We start from the raw sequence: 26,585 nt of genomic DNA, 5'->3' as shown, positions 1-26,585 counted from the left end.
TTAAAGAAGGCGGCCGCCTTCTCTATTAGGAATATCTAGGAATATTTGATTATTAAGTACTCTACAAAAATGGGGTGGTTGTATGTCAGGGTACAAATTCTCGGATTTTCTCATTAAAGTACAAGAAAAGAACCGGATCCTTCTTTATAACGTGTTGTTAAGAAGTTATGCGGAAACCAATGTGGATGAGCTGAGAAGATTACAAGCTGCACTCAACGGTGCTAATGAGGAGTTTCTCTTGTCAACTTTTGTAGATAGAGGTATTGTATTGGAGAATCATATTAATGAGTATGCATTGTTCAAGTATATTTCGAATAAAATCAAGTATGACCGCTCTGTTTTATCAATAACAGATGTCATAACATTGAACTGTAATTTAAACTGCATTTATTGTATGCAGCAAGGTATCAAACCACATAATAAAGAAAGAAATGGTTCACTTTCTCCTCAAGATAGAGTAAATTTATGGCTAGCCTTGATGGATCTGTTTGACACGAAGACCATTGCTGTGACATTTTTTGGTGGAGAGCCTTCTCTCTATCCTGAAAAGTTGAGTGAAATTATTAGAATTGCTGAAAAAGAGCAAGTGCCGATCAAGCAGTACAATATAATAACAAATGGTGTGAGTTTTTCTAATCATATGTTTGAAGTACTAAGTAATTCCAAATTCAGGTTTATTCAAATAACCATAGATGGGCCAAAAAACATTCATGATAAAAGAAGGATCTCGCAAAACTACGACGGGACTTGGGAAGTAATAATAGATAACATAAACAAATTACTTAATAAAACAAATTTAACAATAGTTATCCATACTGTTTTAGACAGAATGAATTCAGAGGAAAAATACGGTATGATGATAGATGAGCTCATAGACATCTTCGGTAAAAATACGATAAAAGAGAGATTTTTATTCAACATTGGATTACTAAGTCATCCAAATAGTTCTTGTGCCTATACGATCGAGAATATACCTGATATTGCAGAGTATGCAAATATTTATGTAAATACTATAAAAGTTGCTCTAGAACGGGACATTTTCCTATTGGATTTTCTCAACATCTGGCCATGTACCTACCATAAGGAAACAGATCTAGTTGTTGCTCCTAACGGAGATTTGTACAATTGTATTTCGGGAGTGGGAAGAGAGGAGTTTAGGATATGTTCCTACAGTGAATTTCTTAATTCTCCAATAGACTTTTTGAGGCGTTACTCTCAATTCATGGAAAACGATAATACTGACAACGAGTGTAAGGACTGTATCTATTTACCTATATGTAATGGTGGCTGTAGGTTTAACGCCTATATTTTGAAAACAAAGAAAGATTGCTGGAAAGTTTTTCATCAAAATTCTTATCCAGAACTTTTGAGATTATTTTCAAAGTTCCGTGAAAGGGTGAAGTTGGTATGAGAAAAGTCGTAGAAGTGTCCGGTGTCAGGAAATCCTTCGGAGAACTTCGAGTTCTCGATAAAGTTGATTTTTACGCAGAAGAGGGAGACTTCAAGGTAATCGTCGGCGAGAACGGTTCGGGAAAAAGCACACTGCTGAAAATCATGATAGGTCTCTTGCTTCCTGACGATGGGGAAGTGAAGGTTCTCGGCGTTGATGTGAAAAAGCACTGGAAGAAACTATCTGCGAGAATAGGGGTGGTTCTTGCAAACGAGAGAAGTCTGTACTGGAAACTCACTGCCTGGGAAAACCTCGATATCTTTGGGGGTGTATACGGCGTACCGAAAAAAGTCAGAAGAGAACGAATGGAAGAGCTTCTCAAAAGATTCGGTCTGTTCGAATACAAAGACAAACCCGTCGAAGAGTTTTCAACGGGCATGAGGAAAAAGTTGATGATTTGTAAAGCGCTAATTCACGATCCAGAGGTACTGTTCATCGACGAGATACTCAACGGTCTGGATCCACCGTCGGTGCGTGAAATGGTCGGTTTTTTGGATGAACGGAACAGGAGGGGATTGACTATCGTAATGATAAGTCATGTACTTCACGTTCTTCCCGAGAATGCCTGCGTTGTTCTTCTTAGAAACGGTCGTGTACAGATGGAAGTGAGATACAAGGATATCCGCAGCGAAAGAAGCGAAGTATATGAGGTGTTCGAAAACCTCATCAGGGGGCGAAATATGGATGAGGAAGATACTCCATCTGGTTCTGAAGGAGATGAAGATAAGGCTTAAATACAGGTTCGTGTGGGTGAACATGGCTCTGACACCATTTTTCATCATAGGGCCTTATGTGTTTTCTTCCAGAATCGCTGATGTGAACTCGCTTGCAGAGAACGTGTTGATAGGAGCCCTGCTCTGGTACTGGCTGAACCAGTACTTCTTTGGGGTGGGAGACGGATTCACAGAAGAAAGAGAAGAAGGCGCCCTCATCTCCGTGGTACTTGCTCCAATCAGTCTTTTGGCTTTTTTGTTCTCAAAAGCCGTTGACACGTTTCTAATGAACCTGTACATAACATTCTTCACATTGCTTTTCTTCTACTTTTCCGGTATAAATCTTGAGATCCATCTTTACTTTCTTCTTTTGCTGGCGGTGAGCGGTGTTTACATAACATTCTTTTCGATATTTTTCGCAGCGTTGTCGTTGTGGAAGAAGAGAATCAGAAGCATAAATTCCACTGCCCAATTCTTTTTTGGCGTCCTCTCAGGGATGGTCAATCCTGTTGAGAATTTCCCTTCTTACGTTCGACTCATCTCGTACATGATACCGCTCACCTACCTCATCTCCATAGGAAGAAGCATAATAAAAAACGGAAACATGAGTGGCTTTGTTCCCCAACTCCTGATACTGACAGGTTTGAGTTTTGCCTATCTGATCCTCGGAGTATGGTTGCTTAAAAAGGCAGAAAACGAGATTCGAAAAAAAGGAGAATGGGAATCATGGTGAGAAGTCTGTATCTTGCAAAAGCCAGTTTCCTGAGTGCGAAAAGATACAGAATAGACTGGTATGGAGCTTTCCTCACACCCCTTCTGACGATAATGCCCGTTGTCCTGCTCTATTACTTTGGCACAGAATCAGGCCTTGTACGGTTTTTCTACGGTGCGACGAACACGAAGAACATCATCGGATACCTCCTGCTAGGGGCAGCTTACTGGAACTACGTTGAGGTACTCTGGGGATCTGTCTTTGCTTTGAGGTACTACATGAGAATAGGACAGCTGGAAGAACTGTTCATCATGCCCGTGAGTTCCATAGGGTACATCCTCTCGTGGTCGGTTTTTGGTCTTGTGAAAGTTACCGTGGAGTCTGTTCCGATAATCGTCCTGGCAGTGCTGCTGAATCTGATGACCTTCAACCTGGTTGAGTTTGCCCTTGCAGCGGGTGTTGTTATTCTTTCCATAATCGCTTCTTTCGGTCTTGTCTTTCTGTTTTTTGGCATCACGTTGAGATTCAAAGAAGGGGACGAACTGGTGAGTTTGCTTGGTAATGCCGCTCCTCTGATTGGTGGTATGTTTTTTCCTGTGAATGTTCTTCCAAAAGTGCTGGAATATCTTGCATATGCTTTTCCATTTACGTGGGGGTTGGACCTCACACGCTATTTTCTCATGAAAACAAACACATTGCTTGACTTGAAAAAAGAATTCATCATCTTGATTGTTTTATCTTTACTGTACTTAGCTTTTGGCACCATTTCTTTTAAGGTACTTCAAACCAAAGGAAGGAAAAATGGGTTGCAGGGTTTTTGATGATTCTTTCACGTCCCATTGCTATATTGTTCAACAGTGGATAAGTAGCAATCACCGTGGGAATTTATCAAATGAAAATAGGTCTCGTGCAAGCGGGTGGTTTGGTGGCAGTGTTGGTGGTCGCAATCTTTCTGGAAAAGAGTGCCAGAGGCTGCTACTTTGCAAAAATTTCTGCATTATCAGAATCCGCTGATATTGATTGAAGCGGGGGAATTAGATGGAAGCCGCCGTGGTTGTGGCTTATTCTTATTTTGTCTTGAAGTTGGAGTTTGCCATTTCGAATCCCGTGATGTTTGCCTGTTCGTTTCTGATACTGGTCCTTTCCTTCATTTCCACCTCTTTCGTTTTTGCAACGCTTTTGACACTCTCAAAGAACGCCTTTTCATGGATGTCAACGATCCAGTATCCGGTGTATTTCATCTCGGGAATGCTCTTTCCGATAGACATTCTTCCAAAATGGATTCGAGTGATTTCCAGTTTCCTTCCCATAAGCTGGTCAGTTACGCTGATGAGAGATTCCTTTGAAGTTGGCAGTGCTGGAAAGGATTTGATTTTCAACGCACTTTTACTCACGCTTTTTTACTTTCTTTTAGGACATGTTCTTTTCAAAAAGATAGAAAGAAAAAGCAGAGCGGAAGGGGAGCTGGTTTGAGAAGTGAGGCTGCTCAGACATTTTTGGATTTCGTACAAAGGGGTTTCCCTGTGGCTGAACTGGAAAGCCTATGCCGCTGAAAAGATCATCAATCCGATTTTTCGGCTGCTCTTTTACTCAACACTTCTTGCATATGGATATAAAACGCTGCACGATGCGAGAGCTTTCATAATAGCAAATATCATGGCTCTGTCTTCAATAAGCGTTTTTAAAGGGCTCGGCATAATATTTTTCTCCGAGCGAGATCAGGGATCGTTGATTTTCTTCGTTGTTTCGCCTTCATCGAAATTCAAAGTAATGCTAAAAAAGATGCCTTTTCACATAATCGATGCACTGACCACGGTGATTCTGGGACTGGCTGTTTCATTTTGCTTTTTAAAACTCGATCCCTCCATTACTGCGAGCCTTTTTGCCCATATGACGATAGGTGTACTGGCTCTGAGCAGTTTCGGAATGACGGTGGCAGCTCTTGGACTGCTGATGAGAGATATCAACATGCTCCTTGGTGTTGCAGAGATGATGGTTTTCATCTTAAGCGTGCAAGTTTTCCTGTAGAAAGACTGCCCGTGTTTTTCAGATGGCTTTCACAGCTTTTGCCGCTTTCGCGTTCGGTCGAAAGCATAATATACACTCTGCAAGGATTTAAAATGAAGGCCTGGATTTCAAGTGCCTGGGAAGCATCAGTAGGTCTTGCATACCTCGTTTTGGCCTATTTCACACTGCGGTTGATTGAATTTGCAGCAAGAAAGTACGGAAACATCGATATGTATTAGCGAACATTGGTGATGGGAAGGCCTTTCTGAAAAATCTTCCAGAACACCAGGGAGGGAAAGTCATGAATCTCAGGAGTATCCAGAAAATTCTTCGCTTTTACTCTCTGATTCGAAAGCGTTTTCTGGTGCTCATAGTTATAGGTGGCTTTCTTGCAACGTCTTCGGTCGTGTTCGATTTCTTCATCCCTCTTCTTGTGAGAGATGTCATCGATGGGCTGGCCGGACTGGAACTGAGGTTAAACACGATCTACCTTCTTGGATTTCTCTATGCACTGTCTTTCGTTCTTACGTACGCTGGAGACCAGATCTACCTGAAAGCAAAGTACAGAGCCGTAGCAGATCTGTCCAGTCGCATTTTCAGCCAGTCGTTTTTCTTTCCCTGGCAAAAGCTAAAACAACAGGGCTCTGCCTACTATGCCACTCTGATAAACCATCAACTCAACGACGCATTTTTCCTGCTGGATTACGGATTTTTTCAGAACGTTCTGGTGATAATACGTAGTGTATTCATACTGGCAACCGTCTTCGTATGGAACAAAGCCTTTTTTGGCCTGTTTGTGGCAAACGCTGTGATAGTCGGTATTTATCTGAACATCATCGGCAGAGTAACCGAACGGCCGTACGCACAGATGTATGAAATTCTACGTCGTGTAACAGGTTTCATCACCGAGACGTTTGAAAACATCCACGAAGTACTTGCCGGAGAAGCTCAAAAGAAACGTCAGAAAGAGTGCGAGACGATGTATCAGCAGGTGGCAGACACCGTTTTGAAGGCAGAACTTCCCCGCTCAAGATTCGACAAACTGATGGTGAACCTGCCGGAGTATTTCACACGGCTCTTCATTCTCACCTACGGAGCATACCTTGTGATAGACGGAAAGATGACCGTGGGAACGATATGGGCACTGTGGACATACTTTTCTTTTGTGACGGCACCTCTGTACATGTTCAGAGAACTGGCACGTGTCATAACACGAGTGTCGGCGAACCTCGATGCTGTACTTGACTACTTCGATGAGGTAAAACGTGCTGAAGAGACCTTCAAAAAACGTGAAATAAAACCCGTTCCCGGAAGTCCTGTTTATGAACTGATAGACGTTACTTTTGGCTTCGAGCCAGGAAAACCCATTTTAAAGCAGGTCAGTTTCACGATTCAACCCCGTGAAATTGCTGCCATAGTGGGACTTTCCGGAGAAGGAAAGTCCACTCTGCTGAACATACTGCTTGGCCTGGAACAGAACTACGAAGGTGTGGTGAAACTCTTTGGAAACGATCTGAAGCAGGTAATGCCCTCGGCTGTTTTCGAACATGTTGCTTTTTATTCTCAGAACGTCGGTATATTCAACGACACTCTGGAAAACAACATAGTTCTTGGAAGAGAGTACGATGAGAAAAAACTCGAAAGAATCATAAAAGAACTTGGAATAGAACATCTGAGAGGAAGAAAACTTGGAGAAGGAGGAAGTTTCGTCTCAGGAGGAGAAAAACAGAGGATACAACTTGCCAGACTCTTCTATGCAGACAAACCAGTTGTTGTTCTGGATGAACCTCTCACAAACCTGGACACGATAACAGAAAAATTCTTACTGGAGAAATTGATTGAATTTTTGAAAGAAAAAACAGCCATCATGATATCGCACAAACCGAATATCATAAGGGTTGCGAGTAAGATAATCTTCCTTGAAAACGGAAAAGTTTCGTCTGTCGGAGGGTTCGAAGAGTTGATGCAAAACAACACAACGTTCAGAAGGATAATAGAAACGTACGTGAATGAATCGAAAAGGATCGCTGATAAAGATGTCTGAAATCAATCTACAACAACCTTCCAATCCAGGGGGGATGGGGGTTGTTCAATGCTGATTCCATGGTACGCAACTACATCTTGTGAACCGGTACGGTTATGAAGTGTTTTCCTCTATAGGAGAGACGTACGTGACTCCCTCGTTGTCTGACAACCTCATATTCTAGATCTTCTAACTTATCAAACGATCCGCAGATACATCCCTCGGTAGTTTCATACCGCAATCGTCACATCCTTCACAAAGCGAGCATGTACGTACTTAGGAGCACCCTCATCGAAATGGCATTTGACCGCATCTTTTATCATCTCAAGGAGCTCTTCCCAGGTATCTCCCTGCGTGAATATCGAATACCTCTCAGTTTTTTCGATGTATCCTCCGTCCTCCGATTCCACGGCGATGAAGACTATCTCCTTTTGCGTCTCCATCTTCCCAATCTCCCTGAGGAGATCACAGATTCTCAAGTACTTTCTTGAATTCCTCCACTGATATACCCGCTTCACGGATGATTTTTCTTATAAGTGATTTGGGCAAGGCTCTTGCATGAAATGGGATGGTCGTATATCTGCCATTGCTGTGCCTGTAGAACACATGACTTCCTTTTTGGCGAACACGTTGAAATCCAAGTTTCAGTAAAACCTTTTCCATAGTTTTTGGATCAACTATTGGAAGATAACTCAAGTTTCCACCTCTATCATCTCAAGAGCCACGAATTCCTGGTGATTTATTTCATCTCCTGCTTCCTCCAATACGAGTTCAAGCACCTCTTTTAAATTCCTTCTCACTTCTTCTAAGGAACTACCTACAGTATGCACACCCGGAACGTCCGGAACCATTCCAACATATTGCTTTGTTTCAGGATCGTATTCAATGATAGCTGTGAAAATTTTGCGCACGTTTTTCACCCCTCATTTTTCCATCATGACAAATGATATGGCAATTTCGATTAAATTATAGCAGGAGAAAGAGATTCTAAGGCTGGAACTCCGGGTTCAATTCAGGACCATATGCTTCAAGACTCTTTCCAGTCTTCTTCTTGCTCTGCCGTCCTCTTCGCACCAGAAAGCAACAAACAGAGGTTGAACCTTGAGAGAGTACCTACTTGCAAACTCTCTCACCACATCCGGCCCTTTCAACCTGATTCCAAACCTCACCCCATCGTACCTTCCATAATTCCTCAGAAATCTATCAAGGAGTTTTCTGTCAGGCTCTTTCATCTCGATGTACCTTAGCGTGAATCTTTCCAGTCTCTTTCTTTTCATCCTTTCAAGGGCTTTCTTCAGCGCTTCTTTTCTTCCTTCAATGAAAGGATGAGCCTTCACCATTGAAACAACAAATTCCATGGTCCGGTGATCTTTTGCCATGAAATCAGCGAACGACTCAATATCTTCAAGGAGTGTATATGCCTTTTTGAGCTTTTCTTTCCTTGAAAGGAACTCTCTATCAAGAAGAGCCATGTAGGTGGTAAGAAAAAGGATTTGTCTCTGATGAAAGGGGAGCTCTTTAAGCTTTTCTGACGACTCCCTGTATTTTCTTTCAATCTCCATCTTTATCCACTCGTTCCAGACAGGAAAAGGTGCCCCTGTATCAACACCAGATGTCAACAGTTTTCTTATCGTATCTGCACGAATCATTTTTGTTTTCCCTTTCAATATATCTGAGATACCTTTGGAGCTGAGAGTTTTTCCTTTCCAAGCGACCTTTTCAACATATCTTCTCAACTGACTTGTGTTCGGATAAGTTGATCTTGTGTAGTCCAACACAAATTTCTTCGCTTTTTTGAGTAGAGACAGATAATCTTCTGGTACGGGAAGCGAAACGATGATATGTGCAGTGCTGTGGATAGACGGTGAATCCATGTCTTTTTCCACAACAAACAGAGTATCCAGGGCTCCAAAGAGATTTCCTGGTTCCTCTCTGTAGTATCCTAGCCAGAAAACGGCTCCTTGAGAAAGAGCATGGGCAAGTTTTGGATGTTTTTCCCTGATATCCCATGCAAGATCGTTCAGGGAGGAAACAATACAGGTTGGGTGAGGAACCTCCCTGGATAGTCTGTAGGCCTGTATGTAATCGTGTACCGCCTCAGAGAGTCTTCCAGAATCTGCTTCCCTTCTTGCCAGGGAAAGATATAAAAAGGAAAGTGTGGATTTTCTGTAATCGTTTTTCCACACCCTCACCTTCCGTAGTGGCTTTATTCCGCTTGCTTCAAAGTTTATTAAAGTAACGATCACAGTATCTCTTATTGATTTTGACATCTTGGGAAGGTTTCTTTTCAGGTACCTGTACAGATTCATATCTACTTTGCCTGTATATTTTAAAAATGCCAGTTTGTTCGCCAAAAGAAAATATTTCGCTGCTTCGGATTTGCAGCTTTTCAAAATTTTATCTGTTTTCTGAATCGCTTCTTTGAAGTTTCCTTTCCAAGCGAGTTTCAGTATACAGAGAACCTCTCTGCACTCTTTTGGAAGGTTTTCTTCGAGTAGCATGTAATTCACTGCTGGAAGAGAAAAAGCACCGTACTTGAATGTCTCTTTCAGGCCTTCTATACTTTTCATCTTTACTCCCTCTGTTATAGTTATACCTCAAAAAACCAAATTGTTTCAAAGCCCATGAAATCTGGTGCTGAAAATGTGCTTTTAAAGAGGATTTTGGAACAGCCAAAACTTGAAAACCATATAAGGTTTGATAAGGTGATGACAGGTGATCAGAATGCGAAGGGTTTTGATGATAATCTTTTTGATACTCGTTCTCCTGTCTACAATCATTTTCGCTGACAAAGTGAAGACAGATAACGAAACGCATTCCTGGAAAAGTGAGATTACGGAACAGGTTCAGGTTGCACCCAAAAGTGCAGCTACTTGTGAGGTTACTTTCAAAGGTTCAACTGCTGGAAATCAGAGTTTTTAACCTTTTGCTGTTACTTACAATCTGACTAAATGAAGTTAAAGGGCATTATTAGTATCAATAAAGGATATTTAAAGCAAAATAAAAAATGGAAAGGAGAGTAAGTCATGGAATTTTTAAATAATCCGACTATAGGAAAGATTGGACTGGAGTGTTGTCAAAGTAATGGGAACTGTTCTGAGTGTTTCAATCCGGATTGTAATGGGATATGTGACCCTTCATGCAATGCGGTATGTGATTGTAATGCTCTATGCACACTGTGTATTGTGCCATAAGAAGGAGGGTGAAAACTTATGGAGTTCCTGAACGATCCATTAGAGGTTTTTAAACCAGTTGGAGATATCATGTGTTGTGATAAGAACGGTAACTGTGATTGCATAAACACAGTATGCAACGATTGTGCGTGCTAAAAATATTTACCGTGGGGGTAATAACATGGAATTTTTGAATTTCCCAGATAACTCTCTTTCTCCTCTTTGCTGTTCTACAAATCCCAATTGTGATTGCTGGGATTTGAACTGTTCTGGATGTTTTGATGACATGTGTGCTGGTTGTCTGGTGTGTTCTCCAAACGCGAACTGTACCAGCTGTTTGGCGAAAAACTAAGGGGGATCTTTCGTGTTCAAACCTTCAAGATACAATGTGATTTTCAGAGATGGCGACTACGTTGTGTTTGTGAACTTTCTAACCAGAGCGATCGCTCGTCTGGAAAAAAGCAAAGCAGAAATTGCAGAGAAGATTCTCAAAGATCCAGACGAAGAGATCCCTGAAGAATGGCTTTCCATAAAGAAAGATTTGATCTACGGTGGGTATATCGTTGATGAGGACTTCGACGAAATAGAGCATCTGAAACTTATGAACAGAATGACCCGCTATGATTCTTCCTCGGTTATGGTCACGATCATACCCACCCTGGCATGCAATTTTGATTGTATCTACTGCTATGAATCGAAAACAGGACCTTCGATGACAGCGAAAACGGCAGAAAGGATCGTAGAATATCTGAAAAGGCTGATTCGAACCAGAAGATCTATAAGTGTAGGCTGGTTCGGCGGGGAACCCCTCCTGTGTTTTGACGTGGTGAAGTTCGTAAACTCATCGCTGATAGAAGCATGCAGAGAAAACAATGTGGATTTTCACTCCTCCATGTCAACGAATGGATACCTTCTCGACAAAGAAAAAGCGGAATGGTTTGACAGGCTCGAAATAAGAAACGTTCAAATAACGATCGATGGCCCAGAAGATGTTCACAATAAATACAGGCCTTTGAAAGGTGGCAAGGGAACTTTCGACACCATTGTGGAAAATCTGGAGAATCTCTTCAGGGTCACGGAGAAACTTCAGGTCACGTTCAGAATGAATGTGGGACCTGACAACTTCCATCGTGTAGAAGAGTTTCTGAACGTTCTGGAGCGATTTCCGAAAGACAGAACGAGGGTATATTTCAGGTGGATTTTTGGATCGAACAGCAGGGAATTCTTTTTCAGGAAGGTCTATGAGATCAGAGATCGGGAGTCTCTGAACATTCTCAATTTCTACGAAAGTGCTGCGAAAAGAGGCTTCAATGTGTTTCTTCCCGTTCTTGTGCAAAACAGATACTGTGAGTACGACTGTGTGTCTTCTGTTGTGATAGGTCCACAGGGAGAGTTGTATCCATGCACAGTGAGAGTGGGAAAAGGCATGGAGATAGGAAGATTGACCAACCGAGGACTGGAATACGACAGGAAAAAATATCTCAGATGGCATTCTTTCGATGCTTTCGAAAGCGAAGAATGCATGAGGTGCAAACTCCTTCCTGTGTGCATGGGAGGATGTAGAAGTGCCAGGTTCGATGGCAAAACGGGATGCCCTGAAGAGAAAAAGGATCCGGAGAAATTCGCAAGGGAATGGTACAGGATAAAACTCCTTGAAAGGCAGGTCGAAAGACATGAAGCCTTCGAGATTTAATTTGGTAATAAATGAAAGCGATGGCACACTTTTGTTCAACACGCTTTCTCAAGCCCTTCTGTGGATAGATAGGAAAAACACCAACAAGGTACTGAAGACCCTGGAAGATCCTTCCTCGGCAGAACTTTCGAAAGCGGAAGTTGAAAAGTTGAAACGGGGAATGTTTTTGCTTGATGACAACTTCGATGAACTGGAGTTTCTGAAATTTCGCTTCAACACGTATCGCTACAGTGATAGATTTTTGAGATACACAATTGTTTTAACCCACTCCTGCAACTTCGATTGCGTTTACTGTTATCAGAAGGTAATTCATATTTCCTCAGGATCCTACATTTCTGAAAAAGTGCAAAGCAACTTCCTCCTGGATGTGGAAAGAAAATTAGAATACCAAAAACCAAACCTGCTGAGCGTTACTTTCTACGGGGGAGAACCTTTGCTTCTGGAAGAAACAGTGGTGAATCTGAGCAGCAAACTGAAAAGACTCTGCGAAAAATATGGTGTGAAGTACGATTCCTTCATCGTGACAAATGGCTACCTTCTGACGGAGAAGATGGTAGATGATCTTCAGAAAGCAGGAATAAAGGCACTGGACATAACACTGGACGGTACAGAGGTGTACCACGATCGGTACAGGAAAGCCAGAAACGGTGCTCCAACTTTCAGCACCATTTTCGAAAATATCTTTCGTGCTGTCAACAAAGGCTTATTCGTTCAGATCAGAGTGAACGTGTCTAGAGAGAACATTGAAGATGTGAAGAAACTCATCGATAGGATAGCAGAGAAAAAGTTGAGAGTGGAGTTCAATTTCCAGCCCATAGAGATCGTTGAGGGAAATCCCACAGGCTTTCAGGACACAGCACTGAACACAGAAGAGTTTGCGGAGATAGAAACGAAGCTGTGGTGGTACATCAGGGAGAAAATTCCTGAGTATCCTTTTGAATATTTCAAAAAACCACGTTTTGCAAGATGTGATGCCATGTGTAAGAACAGTTTCGTGGTCGATGTGGATGGAAGAGTGTACAAATGTTGGGGAGAACTTGGTATGGAGAACTGTTCAGGTTTTTTGAAAGAAACCGGAGTCGAATTCACTGGATCGTATTTGAAGTGGTTGACGTATGACCCACTTGAAGACGAAGAATGCAGAAGATGCCTTGTGCTTCCTTTCTGTATGGGTGGATGTGCTTTCAACAGGGTGGTTTATAGAACCCTGAAATCCTCAAAGGTAAAAAAGCCTCACACATGCATCCCGTTGAGGTACAATTTAAATGAGTTTATAAAGATAGTTGCAGATTACAAAAGGAGGAGTGCCGTTCATGGAATTTCTCAACGATCCAGTGGTGGATGAAAAGGTCTATCTGAGTTTCTGCGATAGTCTGAAAGACCGATGTGGAGACAGAGTGGGAAACTGTGATGAATGTACGAACAGTCACTGTGTAGGCCTTTGCAACACCGAATGTGATCATGTTCCATGGTGGAAGCGAATTTTCCTCTGGTGGTGAAGGTCATTTGAAACTTCTGATCAAAACGTTGTACTTCATTAGAAAAGATATCCTCATCTGGCTTTCTTACAGAACACAGCTTGTTCTCGGGCTCTTATCCGGTTTTGTGGGAATTGTCCAGTTCGGTTTCATTGGAAAATTCATCGCACAGGGGAACTACTTTCCCCTGATAGAGCGATACGGTGGTGACATCCTGGCGTACTTCATCACTGGTTCTGTTTTCATGTCTTACACGAATCTTGCCCTCATGACCTTCAAAGGTGTCATACAGAGAGAACAGAGCATGGGAACTCTCGAGTACATCCTTCTTTCAAAGACACCTCTCTGGCAGCTTTTTCTCTTCAGTTTCGTGTCTTCCTTCTTTTTCACCACGCTGAACATCACACTGATTTTTCTGGGACTGGTCTATCTCTTCTCGGTTCATATCACACCGAACTTTCTTGAAGCCCTGGTTGTTCTTTTCACTGTAATGCTTCCTCTCATGGGTATTGGCCTTCTCTCTGCGTCCATCGTTCTCGTCACAAAAAGAGGAGATCCTGTGGGGTGGCTTTACACCACACTCAGTGGCTTGTTTTCTGGTATCTACTTTCCCGTGGAAATTCTTCCAGACTGGATAAGACCTGTTTCGTACCTCATTCCCAGCACTTATGGCATAGACCTTTTGCGAAGAGTCCTCATGAGAGGCGAACACCTTTCCAGTGTGTCGGAAGGACTGGTTCTTCTTGCAGCAACAGGAACAGTATTGATATCAGCGGGAATCGTTGCGTTCAAAAGATCCTTCAATCAGGCCCGATTGAGAGGAAGTCTGAGCTGGTACTGAGGTGAAAACGTGCTAGAGGTGATCGATGTCTGGAAGAAATACCCTCCGAAAACACAGGCTTTAAGGGAAGTGAGTTTTGAGGCGGAAGAAGGAAGTATCACGGCGGTCTTCGGCGAGAACGGTTCTGGAAAGACGACGCTTTTGAAGGTTATAGCCTCCTTTCTCATTCCTGACAGAGGGAAGGTTCTCATAGACAGTGTGAACATCGTGGAAAAGCCTTCCTTTGCAGTAGAAAAGGTCAGCATATCAACCGGGTATGAGAGGAGCTTCTACTACAGGTTGAGTGTGGAAGAGAATCTGAAGTTTTTTGGTATGTTGAACGACCTTCTTGGAAAAACGCTGAAGAGAGAAACAGAAAGAGTGATGAAGGAACTGGGTCTTCTGGAGTGCAGGAAAAAGAGGTACATGGAACTTTCCACCGGGTACAAAAAAAGAGTTGATGTGGCAAGAGCCCTGATGAAAAAGGCGAGCATATACATCTTCGATGAGCCGTGCAGTGGAGTTGATCTCAGAACGAGATTGAAGATACACGAGATCATGAAAAGACTCAAAGAGAGTGGTAGAATCGTCATCTTTGCAAGTCATGACCTGGAGGATCTAAAGATCGCAGACAGGGTGATCGTTTTGAAAAAGGGCGAAAAAGTTCTCGAATTTTCTCCAAAAAAGGAAGATTTGGCGGCAGTGTTGAGAGGTATTTTAGAGATACAGGCATTTCCGGGGGATTGAGAGGCTATGAAATTTTTCTCAGCAAGTAACGTCAGAGACGATATCAAAAAATTCGAGAGGAAATACAAAAGGTACTATCCGATCTTCTTGTTACTGGAGAGCCTGTTTTTAACCACCAACGTTCTCACTCCACTTCTCATAAAAAAGACCATCGACAGTGCGTTCTACAGGGGTTCTGTAGAAGAAGTCGCTCTGTTTTCCATACTTTATTTTGTCGTTCTTGTGTCTCAGTCCTTCATCATGTACAGACTGAACTTCTCAGTTGCGAAACACCTGCTGAACGCATCACGGGCTAAGGAATCAAAGGGGGTTTATGCGAAAATCCTGACACTTCCACTATCTTTTCTGAACTCGAGGAACACCGGTGATTATCTTTCGATCTTCATGAGGGATATTCCGAAGGTGGCCTCGGGGATTTATCTTGCGAGGCTTCAGTTTTTCTTTAATCTGGGATTTTTCCTTGTTGTTCTTTCGCTTCTGTTCATCCTGAACGTGAAACTTGCCCTTGTGGTTCTGGTGAGCATCGCTTTGTTTTTTGTGTCGACTTCAATCCTGAAAAAGATAGTCATCAGGACATCTCAGAAAGACCAGGAAGCCTACCAGAGATTTTTGAAAAGATCCAGAGAAGTGGTGGAAGGAACACCGGTTCTCAAACAGTTTTCTGGCCTTTTGTTTCTCAGAGATTTCCTCGATTCAAGTGCCAGAGAGTGGAGCAGAGCAAGCATCATCCACAGCACGGTAAACGAACTTTCGAACAGGAACATCGAGATGAACAGATGGGCCGGGAGTACCATTGTCCTTGCCTTCGGTGTTTACCTTCTCTGGAAGAGTGAGATAAGTGTTGGAACCCTTCTGGCCTTTGAGTCCTACATGAACTGGATGTACGACATTGTAAGAATGGCACTCACAGGTCTGACGATGTTTTTCTCAACACTTCCTAACTGGGAAAATTTCACAAGAGTGTTTTCCCTGCCTTTTGAAAGAGCAGGCGGAATAGATCTTGAAAGGTTCGAAAAATTGCAGTTGAAAAACGTGCATTTCAAATACGATGAAACACCTGTTCTCACTGGTTTGAACCTCGAGATAAACTCTGGAGATAAGATCGCAATTGTGGCAAGATCCGGTGCAGGAAAGAGCACGCTCGTTTCTCTTTTCAACAGGCTACTGTCTCCTACAGAGGGTGAAATTCTCATAAACGGTGTTCCCATCGAACAGTACTCTCTCCAATCACTCAGAAGAAACATCGTTCTTGTTCGATCGAACGATATTTTGTTCGACACCACCATCAAAAACAACATCACCCTTTTTGAAGACTTCCCAGAAGATGAAATCGAAAATGTTCTCAAAATGTGCGAGTGTGACTTTGTTGAGGAACTGGAAAATGGAATAGACACGGTTGTTGGAGAAAGAGGGACAAGACTCTCAGATGGTCAGAGACAGAGAATCGTCCTTGCAAGAGCCCTGATAAGAAAACCGCAGGTTCTGATTCTGGACGAGGCTACGTCCGGTGTTGACAGCAGAACGGAAGAGAGAATCTTCGAAAAAATTATGAAAGAAGTAGAAACTGTGATCATCATCTCACACAGGCTTTCCACTATAAGGAAGGCTAGAAAGATATACGTCATGGAGGATGGACGGATCCTGAACTCTGGTTCTCACGATGAACTGATCATCAGGTGCGAAAAATACTCAGAGATCTTGAGAGAGCAGTTCGTGGAAGAATAAACCGGGAGGAAAAGCGGGTATGAAAATGGAAAAATTTCACCTCCTGAGAAAAAATCACATGGCACTCGTTATTTTGACAACCGCAAGTTTGATTGCCTCAGGTTTTTTCTATTCCAGAAGGGTCACTTTGCTTCAGAGTGCTGTTGACAGGGTCACTCAGGGAAAGGAGCTTTCAGCGTTCCTGGGAGACATCCTGCTGTTTCTCGTATTCCTCATATTAACTATCATCTTCGATTTCATGGCAAGTTTCATATCCGCTGTCAACAATGTCGGCATGCTCAAGAATCTGGTTGGAAATCAGATAAAGTTAATGCTCAACGCTGATATGCTTGAACTGAAAAAGAAAAACACGGGAGAGATAATAACCCGTATTTTCGACGATGGGTGGTACATAACCAGTTTGCACTCATTCACTATTCCAGATTTTGTGGCAACATCGTTCAAGGTAGGATTGCTCGGATTTGCATTTTATCAGCTCAGTCCAAAGATTCTTCTCATTGCTCTGCTCTTATCTCCCTTTTACAGTTTTCCACTATCAACGTCCAGACGGAAGATAATGGAGCATCAGGAAGAAGAACGCTTGAATTTTGAAAAATGTATCAAATTCATAAACGAAACGTTGAGTGGTGCAGCGGTTATCAAAGCGTTTGAATCAAAGAGGTTCTTCACCAAGGAGTTCGGAAGGCTATCCAACCTGTGGTTGAAAACATCGAACACACTCTTCAACGTGGTGACGAAGGCAGAAAGTTTATATCCTTTCCTGAACGGCATGCTTCCAATAGCCGTCGTTGCTCTATCGTCTTTTCTCATCGCAAAAAGGGAGATAACAATTGGAAGTGCTATCTCGTTCTTTTACTTTATCAGCGGATTTTACTCCTCAATAAGCGATATTTACAGCTCTGTTCTGGACTTTATGAGATCAAAGATATACAAAAAGCGAATTTCAGATGTTATGAAACTCAACATTGAAAAAGATGGTGAAAAGGAACTCAAAGATTTCAAACAGATACGTTTTCAAAATGTCTTCTTTGGATACCCGGATGGCAGAGAAATTCTCAGGGATTTGAACATAAAGATAGAAGCAGGAGACAAGATAGCCATAGTAGCAAGATCCGGTGCGGGAAAGAGTACACTTGTCTCTCTCTTCAACCGTTTTCTTACACCCACAAAAGGTAAGATCTTCATCAACAACATTCCCATCGAACAGTACTCTCTCCAATCACTCAGAAGAAACATCGTTCTTGTTCGATCGAACGATATTTTGTTCGACACCACCATCAAAAACAACATCACCCTTTTTGAAGACTTCCCAGAAGATGAAATCGAAAATGTTCTCAAAATGTGCGAGTGTGACTTCGTTGAGGAACTGGAAAACGGAATAGACACGGTTGTTGGAGAAAGAGGGACAAGACTCTCAGATGGTCAGAGACAGAGAATCGTCCTTGCAAGAGCCCTGATAAGAAAACCGCAGGTTCTGATTCTGGACGAGGCTACGTCCGGTGTTGACAGCGAAACAGAGGAAAAGATCCTTGAAAAAATTCTGAATGAGATCGAGACCGTGATCATCGTCTCTCATAGACTTTCCACCATAAAAAAGGCCAGCAGAATCATTGTACTGAACGATGGGAGGGTGGAAGATGAAGGTACCCATGAAGAACTCATGAAGAAATCTTCCCTCTACAGAGAAATTGTGAAGAGCCAGCTGGTAGGGTGATTCGATTTTTCTGCCACACGTCAACTGAATTGTAACAAATCGTCCATTTGTAAAATTATGACCTATAGGTTATAATCGCTAACGGGTGTATAGGGGAAAGGACGGTGTTCATGAAAAAAGAGATAATAGCATTGGACGAGTTTCAGAAAGAATTCGAAGAACTGATAAAAAGATATGTTCCAAAACGAAGAAGGGATAAATTGATATCGAAATATGAAAGTCTGATAAATTCTCTGGCCGTTGAAGGAGAAAAAGTCTTAGTGCAGCCTTACTTTGAAAAACTCAAAGGGACTGGTGATGTGAATTTATATGCTCTTAGGTTGGAAAAGAAAAATCCAAATATAAGGATCATTTTTTTCTTTCTATGAGAACTATGTGGTTTTTCTCTGCGCTTTTTTAGAGAAGAAAAGCAGCGATTATGACAGAGCTATAAACAATGCAGAGAAAAGATTACAAAAGATCACGGGAATATTGTGAAAGATCTAAGAGGAGGTGCCGGAGGTGAAGGAATTCAAAAAGTATTCCGATGTTTTTGAATTGTTCGAAGAAATGGGATTTCATCATTCTGAAGAGGAAAAAGTTTTTATCGAAGTGATGTCTCAGATAGGAGGCCAGCTGCTAGCCTATAGGAAGATGCACAACCTGACCCAGAAAGATCTGGCCAAAAAGCTCGGAGTATCCCAGTCTATGGTTTCAAAAATTGAAACAGGAGAGAAAAACATATCTATTAGGGTGCTGGCAAAGATAGTCGCTGCACTTGGTGGTAAAATCAAAATATCTCTTGGGTTACTGCCGGAAGAAGAAAACAAATCACCAAGATATGGCTTTGGAGTGTCTGAAGAAATAATCACATCTTTTGAAGCTCAAAGGAGTGTCGCTGCATGATGAAGCAAAAAAATAGTATTATCCCTTCAAGGAGTTTTTTCAGAATGCTGGGTTACTTCATTGAAGAAGCAAAATTTCAGTTAAAAGAAGTAAAAGGCAATTTTATTGATTACCAACTCGAACTCGAAACAGAATTTGAAGAAATAGTTCGACAGGGCAACAGTTTTTTTAGAAGCATTATTTTGGGTGTTCACATAGAAGGAAAGCAAGAAAACGTGCAGGTTCATGATATTTATGTGAGAATAAAAGGTAATTTCGAAGCTGATCTCAAAGAAAGCGAAAAGGATTTATTTGATAATCTCTGCAGGTACAACGGTTTGATGAACTTGCTTGTTATAGCCCGTTCTTTCATCGCTACAACGACTGCTCAAATGGGAATTCATCCTATACTTATCCCAATGGTGGACCTCACAAAAGTTGAAATAAAAAATTAGTCGCCAGAGTTAACTTCGCGGATTGTTTATCAATAAATGCAACATATTGAACGAACCTAGTTAAATTGCCATATTTAAAAGATGCGTTATTTCAATCATAACATAGGATAGTTTGAAATCATTCGGGCACTTCTATCTTCATAACATTTCTAAGCTTTTCGCATATGATCCAACTTTGTGTTTTTATGTTAACACATCAAGAGATATTTATCACAATTTCCTGGAGGGGATGTGTTTTCTGTAAATGAGGTTGTCCCAGAAAAGACCGGACATCCATCTGGCTTCATTCAACGTACAGCAAGATAGAACGGTCTATTCTTCTTCGTTCCACTAGTGGTAAAAAGAGACGAACAAGTTCTTCTTCTGTCTCACTGTCGATGGGAACACGGTTTACAACACGAAACGTCATAATCCAGGCTCTGAGGCCTTCTTCTCCGTCTTCTAAAATGCCGTAGAAAGGAGAGTCCGTTCCAGGTATGTGCCCTCTGATGGTCGTACCAAGCCCTGTAAGCTTTTCAAACGTTCCTTCTTTTGCCACAAAAGTGTACTCTCTGCCGTCTGTACCCTTCACAGTTTTTCTGATCACCACAATCACCTCCTCATTCGACCGTTCTGAGATCACTCTCGTTTTTTCCAATTCCAAAACTATGGTATCATTAAGAAAAAACAAACAACGGACGATGGGGGGGCGCCGCAAGAAGTGTCTTCAATGTGGTTTGCAGTTCTTTCATCGAATGAGGTGAGGAGAAAACCCGTTGGAGTTAGGCGACTCGGGAGAGACCTGGTGTTCTGGAGGGACAGCTTGGGAAAAGTCTACGCCCTGGAAGACTTCTGCGTGCACCGGAGGGCTAGGCTCTCAGCGGGGAAGGTTATAAACGATAGAATCCAGTGCCCCTTTCACGGGTTTGAGTACGACGGTAACGGCAGGGTGAGGCTTATACCGGCCCTCGGGAAGAACTACAAAGTTCCTGATAGATTTAGGGTTAATTCATACCCGGTTTACGAAAAAAATAACATAATATGGCTCTGGTTCGGAGAAGGAGAGCCAGAGAAGGAGCCAAAGTTCTTCGATGATATAGATGAGGACTTCGCTTATGCGGAGTTCAGGGAGCTCTGGAACGTCCCGTTCCCGAGGGCGGTTGAGAACCAGCTCGACGTCATGCACCTACCTTTCGTCCACAGAACCACCATAGGCCGGGGAAACAGGACCCTGGTCCACGGCCCCGTCGTCAAGTGGATAGACGAAGACAGTTTCATTTTTTACGTGTTCAACGAGGTCGATAGGGGGCAGAGGGTCAAAAGACCCGAGGAACTCAGCGGGGAGGAGTCGAGGGTTTACCTTGAGTTCATATTTCCCAACCTCTGGCAGAACCACATAAGTGAAGGTACGAGAGTGGTAGCCTTTTTTGTTCCCGTGGACAGGCAGAAAACCATGATATACCTCCGCTTTTACGTGAAAATGACGGGATTGAAACCCGTTGATTCCATCATAGCCCGTTTAAGCATGCCCTTAAACAGGATAATCCTCCACCAGGATAGGAGAGTTGTGGAGACCCAGGAGAGGGACATAAGGAAAGATGTCCTCGTCCAGGGTGACCTGCCCATAATGGAGTTTCGCAAAAGGCTTTATAAGGAAAAGAAACTGATTGATTTCCTGTTTGGTGGAGGTCAGTGAGATGTCCGGAGTGAAAACCTATGACCCGACTTCATGGAGACCAAAGCACCTTGACCTCCTGCTTTCAGCTGTAATAGCCTTCTCTCTCCCTGCTGTGGCGGGATGGCTCTATGATCTGAGCGGGGTCCTCATTCCCATGCTTATCTACTACTCCCTCGCCTGGGGCCTTGTGAAGCTGAGAAGAGGCGTTGTAGGCTATGGAACACCCTTCCCGAAAAAGCCTCCCAAGTGGTTCTATGTGAACGTCCTTGTAATACTCACGGCCCTATTCTTTGCCTACCAGGCACGGATTAGAGTTGAGGAAGTTGACCGGTTTGGTGTTCTCCTTACGGCACTTTTGTGGGCTCCGGTGAATGCTTCGACCGAACAGATACTCTGGCTCTACCTGTTTGATTCATGGGACCTGTACCCTGAAAAACCCAGGCTCAGATATCGCCTTGCAGGCCTGGTGTTCTTCGCCGCCTTCGTGGGGCTAATACACACGATGTTCTGGACAAAGTTCCTCCATGTAGCAAGTCCCGAGGGATTCTTTGGGGTGGCGTTTGTGCTGATGACGACCATTTCAGGGTTCATCCACATAGTGGTATGGCGTCAGTCCGGAAACATGGTTTTCACGTTCATACCACACTTTCTTCTGAACCTCGGCCCGCTCTTCTGGACGGGCTATAGCATAGTACCATACCTGTGGAGGTGAGAACCTGCGTCTCTGGTCGCTCCACCCAAAATACCTTGACGCCAAAGGGCTCGTGGCACTCTGGAGGGAAAGTTTACTGGCTAAAAAAGTGCTCGAAGGAAAGACCAGGGGGTACAGAAACCACCCGCAGCTTGAACGTTTTAAAAACCATTCAGAGCCGTTAAAGGCCATAAACGCCTACCTCTTTGAGGTATGGAGGGAAGCGGAAAGGAGGGGCTACCGCTTTGACATCAGGAAGATAGAGGTAGTGGAACTCAAGGAAAAGATCCCGGTCACGAAGGGCCAACTTGAATATGAGTTTCACCACCTCCTCAAGAAACTTCAGAAAAGAGATCCAGAGCGATATGAAACATTGAAAAGCGAAAAGGATATCCACGCCAGTCCTGTGTTTCTGATCATCGAGGGAAAAGTAGAACACTGGGAAAAAGGAGTCTTCCCTTGAATGGATACGAACCTTTTCTGGTTTACCCCGTTCTCATGCCTTCGTTTTCTTTCACTGGATACAGTCATATCCTTTTCTATCCACGAACACTTAAGGCAAGAACCCATAAAAACAAAATAACCCGGCCAAAACGGCCGGGCTGTTCATATCGATCTGGTAGCGGGGGTGGGATTTGAACCCACGACCTTTGGGTTATGAGCCCAACGAGCTACCAGGCTGCTCCACCCCGCACCGTCTAGATCCGTTTTTATACTATAGCATTTCTTTTGTTGCCTGTCAAGGGGAGGGTATCTTGCAAGTTCTCTGTGGTATATGATAAAATTAAAAACAGACGAGCGGGTGTAGCTCAGCTGGTAGAGCACCAGCTTCCCAAGCTGGGGGTCGCGGGTTCGAATCCCGTCGCCCGCTCCATTTCCCGGCAAACGCCGGGGTATATTTTTGTGGTATAATCATCTTCGACCCCAGTCCGGGGAAACCTGGACTGGCGGAGACTGAAAGATGGAGGTGTGGTGAAGTGGCGCTTGACCCAGAAAAGAAGAAAGAGATCATCAACGAGTTTCAGATTCACGAAAACGACACCGGTTCTGTTGAGGTACAGATCGCCCTTCTCACAGCGAGGATCAAACACTTAACAGAACACCTGAAAAAGCACCCCAAGGACTTTCACTCCAGAAGAGGCCTGATGAAGATGATCGGAAGAAGAAGGAAACTCTTGAAGTATTTGAGACGCAAAAAACCAGAAGTCTACCGAGAACTCATTGCCAAGTTAGGTATCAGGAAATAAAATTTTCAGGAGGGGGAAGCGGGCTTGTTGCCCGCTTCCTGATTTAAATTAAACAGGATGAGGTGATGGAAACATGAAAGAGTGGCGACGAGAGATTCTCGGAAGAGAACTCGTAGTCCAACATGGAAAAGTGGCAAAACAGTCAAGTGGAGCCGTTCTGGTGAGATTTGGAGACACAGCTGTTCTGGCAACGGCGAACATTTCTGACAAGGTGATCGAGGGAATCGATTTTGTCCCTCTCACCGTTGAGTTCCAGGAAAGGTTCTATGCCGCTGGAAAGATCCCCGGTGGTTTTATCAAAAGAGAGGGGAAGCCCAGTGAATCTGCCATTCTCTCAGCCCGTCTCATCGACAGGCCAATAAGGCCTCTCTTTCCAAAAAAATTGAGAAATGAGATTCAGGTGATCGTGACGGTGCTTTCAGCGGATCCAAACGTTCCACCCGATGTAGTGGGCATCTTTGCCGTATCACTCGCCCTGAACGTCTCGAAGATTCCGTTCGAAGGAATCGTTGCTGGCATCAGAATAGGCTACAGGGATGGTCAGTTCATAGCCTTCCCCACAGAGGAGGACATCGAAAAAGGTCTTATGGATATCACCGTCGCGGGAACGAAGGATGCCGTGACCATGGTTGAAGGTGAAGCCAAAGAGGTCTCAGAAGAGGATATGGTAAAGGCTTTGAGATTTGCACACTCCGTTATAAAAGAGCTCGTCGATTTCCAGGAAGAGATACTTTCGGAGTTCAACGTCGAGAAGATCCCCGTTGTTGAACCAGAACCACCAGAAGGACTGGTTGAAACATTCAACAGCCTTCTGGACAGAGAAGAACTCGAAAGAAGAATTCTTGTGAAAGCAAAAAAAGAAAGAGAGGCTGCTCTCAAAGAGTACGAGGAAAAACTCCTCAGTCAGACAGCAGAAGCACTTTCCATCGTTGATCCCGAGGAGATAAAACCCTTTGTTTCCGAACTCTACGAAGAAGCCGTTAAAAAGACGATGAGACGCCTGATCGTTGAGAAGGGAATCAGAGCAGATGGAAGGAAACCAAACGAAATCAGGCCTATCTCCTGCGAAGTGGGACTTTTTCCAAGGACACACGGATCTGCACTCTTCACAAGGGGAGAAACGCAGAGTCTTGGAATCGTAACGCTTGGAGCTCCCATGGACGTTCAGATCATAGACACACTCCTTGAAGAAGGCGTAAAAAGGTTCATGCTTCACTACAACTTCCCACCCTTCTGTACCGGTGAAGTGAAGCCTCTGAGAGGACCGAGCAGAAGGGAAATCGGGCATGGGCACCTGGCAGAAAGGGCCCTGAAGAACATGTTGCCACCCGAGGAGGAGTTCCCCTACACCATAAGGGTGGTTTCTGAAATCCTCGAATCGAACGGTTCCTCATCCATGGCAACGGTGTGTTCTGGATCCCTTGCATTGATGGACGCAGGAGTTCCTATCAGAAAACACGTTGCCGGAATAGCCATGGGACTCATCCTCGAAGAAGATGCAGAAGTCATACTCACCGACATCATCGGAATGGAAGATCACTACGGTGATATGGACTTCAAAGTGGCAGGAACAAGAGACGGAATCACCGCCTTCCAGATGGACTGTAAGGTTTCCGGTGTTTCCGATGAACTACTCATGAAAGCGCTCATGCAGGCAAGAGAGGCCAGAATGTACATCCTCGATAAGATGTACGAAACGATCTCTGCCCCAAGACCACACCTGTCCAGGTACGCACCCATCATAAAGGTGACGAAGATCGATCCAGATAAAGTGGCAGACGTCATAGGCCCCGGTGGAAGGGTCATAAAGAAGATCATAAAAGATTTCGACGTGAAAGTGGAAATCGACGATGAAACAGGTCTTGTCAAGGTGGTTGGAAACTCCGAGGAAAACGTTGACAATGCAATAGCACTCATAAGGGAAATCGCCAAAGAAATAGAAGTGGGAGAGATCCTCGAAGGAAAGATCACGAGGATAGAACCTTATGGACTGTTCATAGAGGTAAGGCCCGGAAAGATCGGCTTGCTCCATCAAAGCAAGGTTGGAGAGGATATGAGACAGTTCTTGAAAAAGGTGAAGGTCGGTGATACGATAAAGGTACAGGTTATAAACATAGACGATCTTGGAAGGCTTCAGTTCAAGCGTGTGAAGGAGGAAAGTCCCCAGCATGGAGAAGTGCACAATAAACGACATTGAAACCTTCATTATCCCATTCGACAAGGCGCGGACGGTCTCCTGCGCCTTTTTAATTAAAAAAGGATCGGCACACGAACCGGAGGAACTCGCAGGAATATCTCACTTCATAGAACACATGGCGTTTCGAGGAACAAAAAAATACGATCATTTCTCACTCAAATACACTGTTGAAGTGGTTGGTGGATCGTTGAATGCTTTCACAGACAAACTCGCTACGGCGTACTATGCAAAAGTGCCTGAGTTTCACTTCGAAAAGACTGCAGATGTTTTGAAGGAACTCACCTTCCATCCCGTTTTCTCACCAGAAGACACGGAAATAGAGAGAAAGATCATAATCGAAGAGTACAAGATGGCACAGGACGATCCCACGAGCAAACTGTTCGACACCCTGATCGAAACGGTCTGGCCCGGACCTTACGGAAGACCGATCATAGGAAGAAGAGAAACCATAGAGAAGATATCAGCAGAAGATCTCAGAGAATACCACAGGAAAAACTACAGCCCTTCAGACACAAAGATCGTTCTTGCCGGAAAAGTGAAGGATCAATATCTGAAGTTCCTTGAGGACATTTTGAAAGACCTGAAAAAATCAGAAGGGAAAAACGATCTTCCTCCTTCGCCATCTTTTCACTTTTCAGAGCCCAGGTATATAGTGAGGAACGATCTGGAACAGGTGCATGTCGCTATCGCAAAGCCTGTCTGTGGAAGAGAAGACGAGGATATATACCCTCTTTTTGTTTTGAACACCGCCCTGGGAAGCGGCATGAGTTCGATTCTATTTCACGAGATAAGAGAGAAGGAAGGATTCGTCTACGACGTGTTTTCCCAGCTCTACACACTCAAGGAGACAGGAATTCTGATCGTCTACGCTGCTCTGTCTCCGGAGAAGATAGAAGAGTTCTTCGAAAAACTCAGAGCGGTTCTCTCCAGCAGGGATCTTTTCATGAGGAATTTTGAATACGGAAAGATGAGGTACCTCGGAAAACTGGAGATGATAACGGACAACCCGGCTGGAATGATGAGTTTTGTCATCGATAATCTCTCACACAGTTCGCTGGAAACCCTAGAAGATCGTGTGGAAAAAGTGAAAACCGTCACCCAGGAAAAGTACCAGAGAGCTTACGAAAAATTCTTATCTGGGAAATGGAGTGTGTTCGGCATAGGCCCTGAGTCGGGAAGGATTCTTGAAAATCATGAAATGATAGTTTGAGGAGGGATG

General features: G+C 43.5%; 29 protein-coding genes and 2 tRNA genes. 24 read left to right on the top strand and 7 right to left on the bottom strand.

The window, feature by feature from the left end; translation table 11 throughout:
• Positions 1 to 82: 82 nt before the first annotated feature.
• The 7 genes from TRQ7_RS07755 (at position 83) to TRQ7_RS07725 (ending at position 6,926) form a co-directional block, all read left to right on the top strand.
• Positions 83 to 1,411 (top strand): radical SAM protein, encoded by a 1,329-nt coding sequence (locus TRQ7_RS07755; protein ID WP_004079919.1) that lies wholly within the window; start codon positions 83 to 85, stop codon positions 1,409 to 1,411.
• Positions 1,408 to 2,184, top strand: a complete 777-nt coding sequence (locus TRQ7_RS07750) for an ABC transporter ATP-binding protein (RefSeq protein WP_004079917.1) — start codon at positions 1,408 to 1,410, stop codon at positions 2,182 to 2,184. The genes TRQ7_RS07755 and TRQ7_RS07750 overlap by 4 nt, the downstream gene beginning before the upstream one ends.
• Positions 2,135 to 2,896: an ABC transporter permease gene (locus TRQ7_RS07745; protein ID WP_008195309.1), complete on the top strand. Its 762-nt coding sequence runs from the start codon at positions 2,135 to 2,137 to the stop codon at positions 2,894 to 2,896. The genes TRQ7_RS07750 and TRQ7_RS07745 overlap by 50 nt, the downstream gene beginning before the upstream one ends.
• Entirely contained in the window at positions 2,890 to 3,696 is an 807-nt protein-coding gene (locus tag TRQ7_RS07740; protein ID WP_004079915.1) for an ABC transporter permease, read from the top strand. The genes TRQ7_RS07745 and TRQ7_RS07740 overlap by 7 nt, the downstream gene beginning before the upstream one ends.
• A gap of 217 nt (positions 3,697 to 3,913) precedes the next feature.
• Positions 3,914 to 4,348, top strand: a complete 435-nt coding sequence (locus TRQ7_RS07735) for an ABC transporter permease (RefSeq protein ID WP_004079914.1) — start codon at positions 3,914 to 3,916, stop codon at positions 4,346 to 4,348.
• 183 nt (positions 4,349 to 4,531) lie between these two features.
• Positions 4,532 to 4,903 carry a heme exporter protein CcmB gene (locus TRQ7_RS09800; protein ID WP_236681763.1) on the top strand — a complete coding sequence of 124 codons (372 nt, stop codon included), beginning with the start codon at positions 4,532 to 4,534 and terminating at the stop codon, positions 4,901 to 4,903.
• A 280-nt stretch (positions 4,904 to 5,183) separates the two neighbouring features.
• Positions 5,184 to 6,926: an ABC transporter ATP-binding protein gene (locus tag TRQ7_RS07725; RefSeq protein WP_004079909.1), complete on the top strand. Its 1,743-nt coding sequence runs from the start codon at positions 5,184 to 5,186 to the stop codon at positions 6,924 to 6,926.
• 70 nt (positions 6,927 to 6,996) lie between these two features.
• On the opposite strand, the gene TRQ7_RS09915 is transcribed toward TRQ7_RS07725, so the two are convergent.
• The 5 genes from TRQ7_RS09915 to TRQ7_RS07705 form a co-directional block, all read right to left on the bottom strand.
• A complete protein-coding gene (locus TRQ7_RS09915; RefSeq protein WP_081434644.1) occupies positions 6,997 to 7,146 on the bottom strand; it encodes a type II toxin-antitoxin system HicA family toxin in 150 nt (49 codons plus the stop codon).
• Complete coding sequence (locus TRQ7_RS07720) at positions 7,136 to 7,348, bottom strand: hypothetical protein (protein ID WP_004079908.1); 213 nt, start codon at positions 7,346 to 7,348, stop codon at positions 7,136 to 7,138. The genes TRQ7_RS09915 and TRQ7_RS07720 overlap by 11 nt, the downstream gene beginning before the upstream one ends.
• Positions 7,349 to 7,370: 22 nt before the next feature.
• A complete protein-coding gene (locus TRQ7_RS07715) occupies positions 7,371 to 7,601 on the bottom strand; it encodes a type II toxin-antitoxin system HicA family toxin (RefSeq protein WP_008195297.1) in 231 nt (76 codons plus the stop codon).
• Positions 7,598 to 7,816, bottom strand: coding sequence for a type II toxin-antitoxin system HicB family antitoxin (locus TRQ7_RS07710; protein WP_004083352.1), 219 nt, complete (start codon positions 7,814 to 7,816; stop codon positions 7,598 to 7,600). Before TRQ7_RS07710 ends, TRQ7_RS07715 begins: the two co-directional genes overlap by 4 nt.
• Positions 7,817 to 7,912: 96 nt before the next feature.
• Positions 7,913 to 9,475, bottom strand: coding sequence for a hypothetical protein (locus tag TRQ7_RS07705; RefSeq protein ID WP_041844364.1), 1,563 nt, complete (start codon positions 9,473 to 9,475; stop codon positions 7,913 to 7,915).
• A gap of 967 nt (positions 9,476 to 10,442) precedes the next feature.
• Between TRQ7_RS07705 and TRQ7_RS07695 the strand changes: the two genes are divergently transcribed.
• The 10 genes from TRQ7_RS07695 (at position 10,443) to TRQ7_RS07655 (ending at position 19,574) form a co-directional block, all read left to right on the top strand.
• Positions 10,443 to 11,771 carry a radical SAM protein gene (locus TRQ7_RS07695; RefSeq protein WP_011943909.1) on the top strand — a complete coding sequence of 443 codons (1,329 nt, stop codon included), beginning with the start codon at positions 10,443 to 10,445 and terminating at the stop codon, positions 11,769 to 11,771.
• A 1-nt stretch (position 11,772) separates the two neighbouring features.
• Complete coding sequence (locus TRQ7_RS07690; RefSeq protein WP_236681695.1) at positions 11,773 to 13,116, top strand: radical SAM protein; 1,344 nt, start codon at positions 11,773 to 11,775, stop codon at positions 13,114 to 13,116.
• A complete protein-coding gene (locus TRQ7_RS09545) occupies positions 13,085 to 13,270 on the top strand; it encodes a hypothetical protein (RefSeq protein ID WP_004083335.1) in 186 nt (61 codons plus the stop codon). The genes TRQ7_RS07690 and TRQ7_RS09545 overlap by 32 nt, the downstream gene beginning before the upstream one ends.
• Before the next feature lie 7 nt (positions 13,271 to 13,277).
• A complete protein-coding gene (locus TRQ7_RS07685; RefSeq protein ID WP_004083333.1) occupies positions 13,278 to 14,090 on the top strand; it encodes an ABC transporter permease in 813 nt (270 codons plus the stop codon).
• Between the two features lie 9 nt (positions 14,091 to 14,099).
• Positions 14,100 to 14,816: an ATP-binding cassette domain-containing protein gene (locus TRQ7_RS07680; RefSeq protein ID WP_004083331.1), complete on the top strand. Its 717-nt coding sequence runs from the start codon at positions 14,100 to 14,102 to the stop codon at positions 14,814 to 14,816.
• A 6-nt stretch (positions 14,817 to 14,822) separates the two neighbouring features.
• Positions 14,823 to 16,541, top strand: coding sequence for an ABC transporter ATP-binding protein (locus tag TRQ7_RS07675; RefSeq protein ID WP_041844363.1), 1,719 nt, complete (start codon positions 14,823 to 14,825; stop codon positions 16,539 to 16,541).
• Positions 16,542 to 16,560: 19 nt separating this feature from the next.
• Positions 16,561 to 18,255 (top strand): ABC transporter ATP-binding protein, encoded by a 1,695-nt coding sequence (locus TRQ7_RS07670; RefSeq protein ID WP_041844362.1) that lies wholly within the window; start codon positions 16,561 to 16,563, stop codon positions 18,253 to 18,255.
• A 110-nt stretch (positions 18,256 to 18,365) separates the two neighbouring features.
• Positions 18,366 to 18,623, top strand: a complete 258-nt coding sequence (locus TRQ7_RS07665; RefSeq protein ID WP_041844565.1) for a hypothetical protein — start codon at positions 18,366 to 18,368, stop codon at positions 18,621 to 18,623.
• 133 nt (positions 18,624 to 18,756) lie between these two features.
• Positions 18,757 to 19,140 carry a helix-turn-helix transcriptional regulator gene (locus tag TRQ7_RS07660; protein ID WP_004083341.1) on the top strand — a complete coding sequence of 128 codons (384 nt, stop codon included), beginning with the start codon at positions 18,757 to 18,759 and terminating at the stop codon, positions 19,138 to 19,140.
• Between the two features lie 44 nt (positions 19,141 to 19,184).
• The gene (locus TRQ7_RS07655; RefSeq protein ID WP_038051066.1) at positions 19,185 to 19,574 is read left to right on the top strand and encodes a hypothetical protein; all 390 of its coding nucleotides are present in this window, start codon (positions 19,185 to 19,187) and stop codon (positions 19,572 to 19,574) included.
• A gap of 283 nt (positions 19,575 to 19,857) precedes the next feature.
• On the opposite strand, the gene TRQ7_RS07650 is transcribed toward TRQ7_RS07655, so the two are convergent.
• Complete coding sequence (locus tag TRQ7_RS07650) at positions 19,858 to 20,160, bottom strand: hypothetical protein (protein WP_011943902.1); 303 nt, start codon at positions 20,158 to 20,160, stop codon at positions 19,858 to 19,860.
• Positions 20,161 to 20,283: 123 nt separating this feature from the next.
• Here TRQ7_RS07650 and TRQ7_RS07645 point away from each other — a divergent pair, with 123 nt between their 5' ends.
• Genes TRQ7_RS07645 through TRQ7_RS07635 form a run of 3 tightly spaced genes read left to right on the top strand, consistent with a single transcriptional unit; the run spans position 20,284 to position 22,385 of the window.
• Entirely contained in the window at positions 20,284 to 21,249 is a 966-nt protein-coding gene (locus TRQ7_RS07645; protein ID WP_012311161.1) for an aromatic ring-hydroxylating dioxygenase subunit alpha, read from the top strand.
• Position 21,250: 1 nt separating this feature from the next.
• The gene (locus TRQ7_RS07640; protein WP_004081539.1) at positions 21,251 to 21,943 is read left to right on the top strand and encodes a hypothetical protein; all 693 of its coding nucleotides are present in this window, start codon (positions 21,251 to 21,253) and stop codon (positions 21,941 to 21,943) included.
• Between the two features lie 4 nt (positions 21,944 to 21,947).
• A complete protein-coding gene (locus tag TRQ7_RS07635) occupies positions 21,948 to 22,385 on the top strand; it encodes a pyrimidine dimer DNA glycosylase/endonuclease V (protein WP_012896509.1) in 438 nt (145 codons plus the stop codon).
• A 154-nt stretch (positions 22,386 to 22,539) separates the two neighbouring features.
• On the opposite strand, the gene TRQ7_RS07630 is transcribed toward TRQ7_RS07635, so the two are convergent.
• Positions 22,540 to 22,616: transfer RNA gene (locus TRQ7_RS07630), tRNA-Met, on the bottom strand.
• A gap of 104 nt (positions 22,617 to 22,720) precedes the next feature.
• On the opposite strand from TRQ7_RS07630, the gene TRQ7_RS07625 reads away from it, so the two are divergent.
• The 4 genes from TRQ7_RS07625 to TRQ7_RS07610 all read left to right on the top strand — a co-directional run bounded on the left by TRQ7_RS07625 (position 22,721) and on the right by TRQ7_RS07610 (position 26,576).
• Positions 22,721 to 22,796, top strand: a tRNA-Gly gene (locus tag TRQ7_RS07625).
• Positions 22,797 to 22,899: 103 nt separating this feature from the next.
• The gene (gene rpsO / locus TRQ7_RS07620; protein ID WP_015919738.1) at positions 22,900 to 23,169 is read left to right on the top strand and encodes a 30S ribosomal protein S15; all 270 of its coding nucleotides are present in this window, start codon (positions 22,900 to 22,902) and stop codon (positions 23,167 to 23,169) included.
• 73 nt (positions 23,170 to 23,242) lie between these two features.
• A complete protein-coding gene (pnp, locus tag TRQ7_RS07615; protein ID WP_015919737.1) occupies positions 23,243 to 25,366 on the top strand; it encodes a polyribonucleotide nucleotidyltransferase in 2,124 nt (707 codons plus the stop codon).
• On the top strand, positions 25,338 to 26,576 hold the full coding sequence (locus TRQ7_RS07610) for a pitrilysin family protein (protein WP_015919736.1): 1,239 nt from the start codon (positions 25,338 to 25,340) through the stop codon (positions 26,574 to 26,576). The genes pnp and TRQ7_RS07610 overlap by 29 nt, the downstream gene beginning before the upstream one ends.
• The last annotated feature ends 9 nt before the right edge of the window (positions 26,577 to 26,585 follow it).

The organism is Thermotoga sp. RQ7, assembly GCF_000832145.1.
GTDB classification, from domain to species: domain Bacteria; phylum Thermotogota; class Thermotogae; order Thermotogales; family Thermotogaceae; genus Thermotoga; species Thermotoga neapolitana.
Note: the sequence above shows the minus strand (reverse complement) of the source record. Positions and strands in the feature narration are given on the sequence as shown.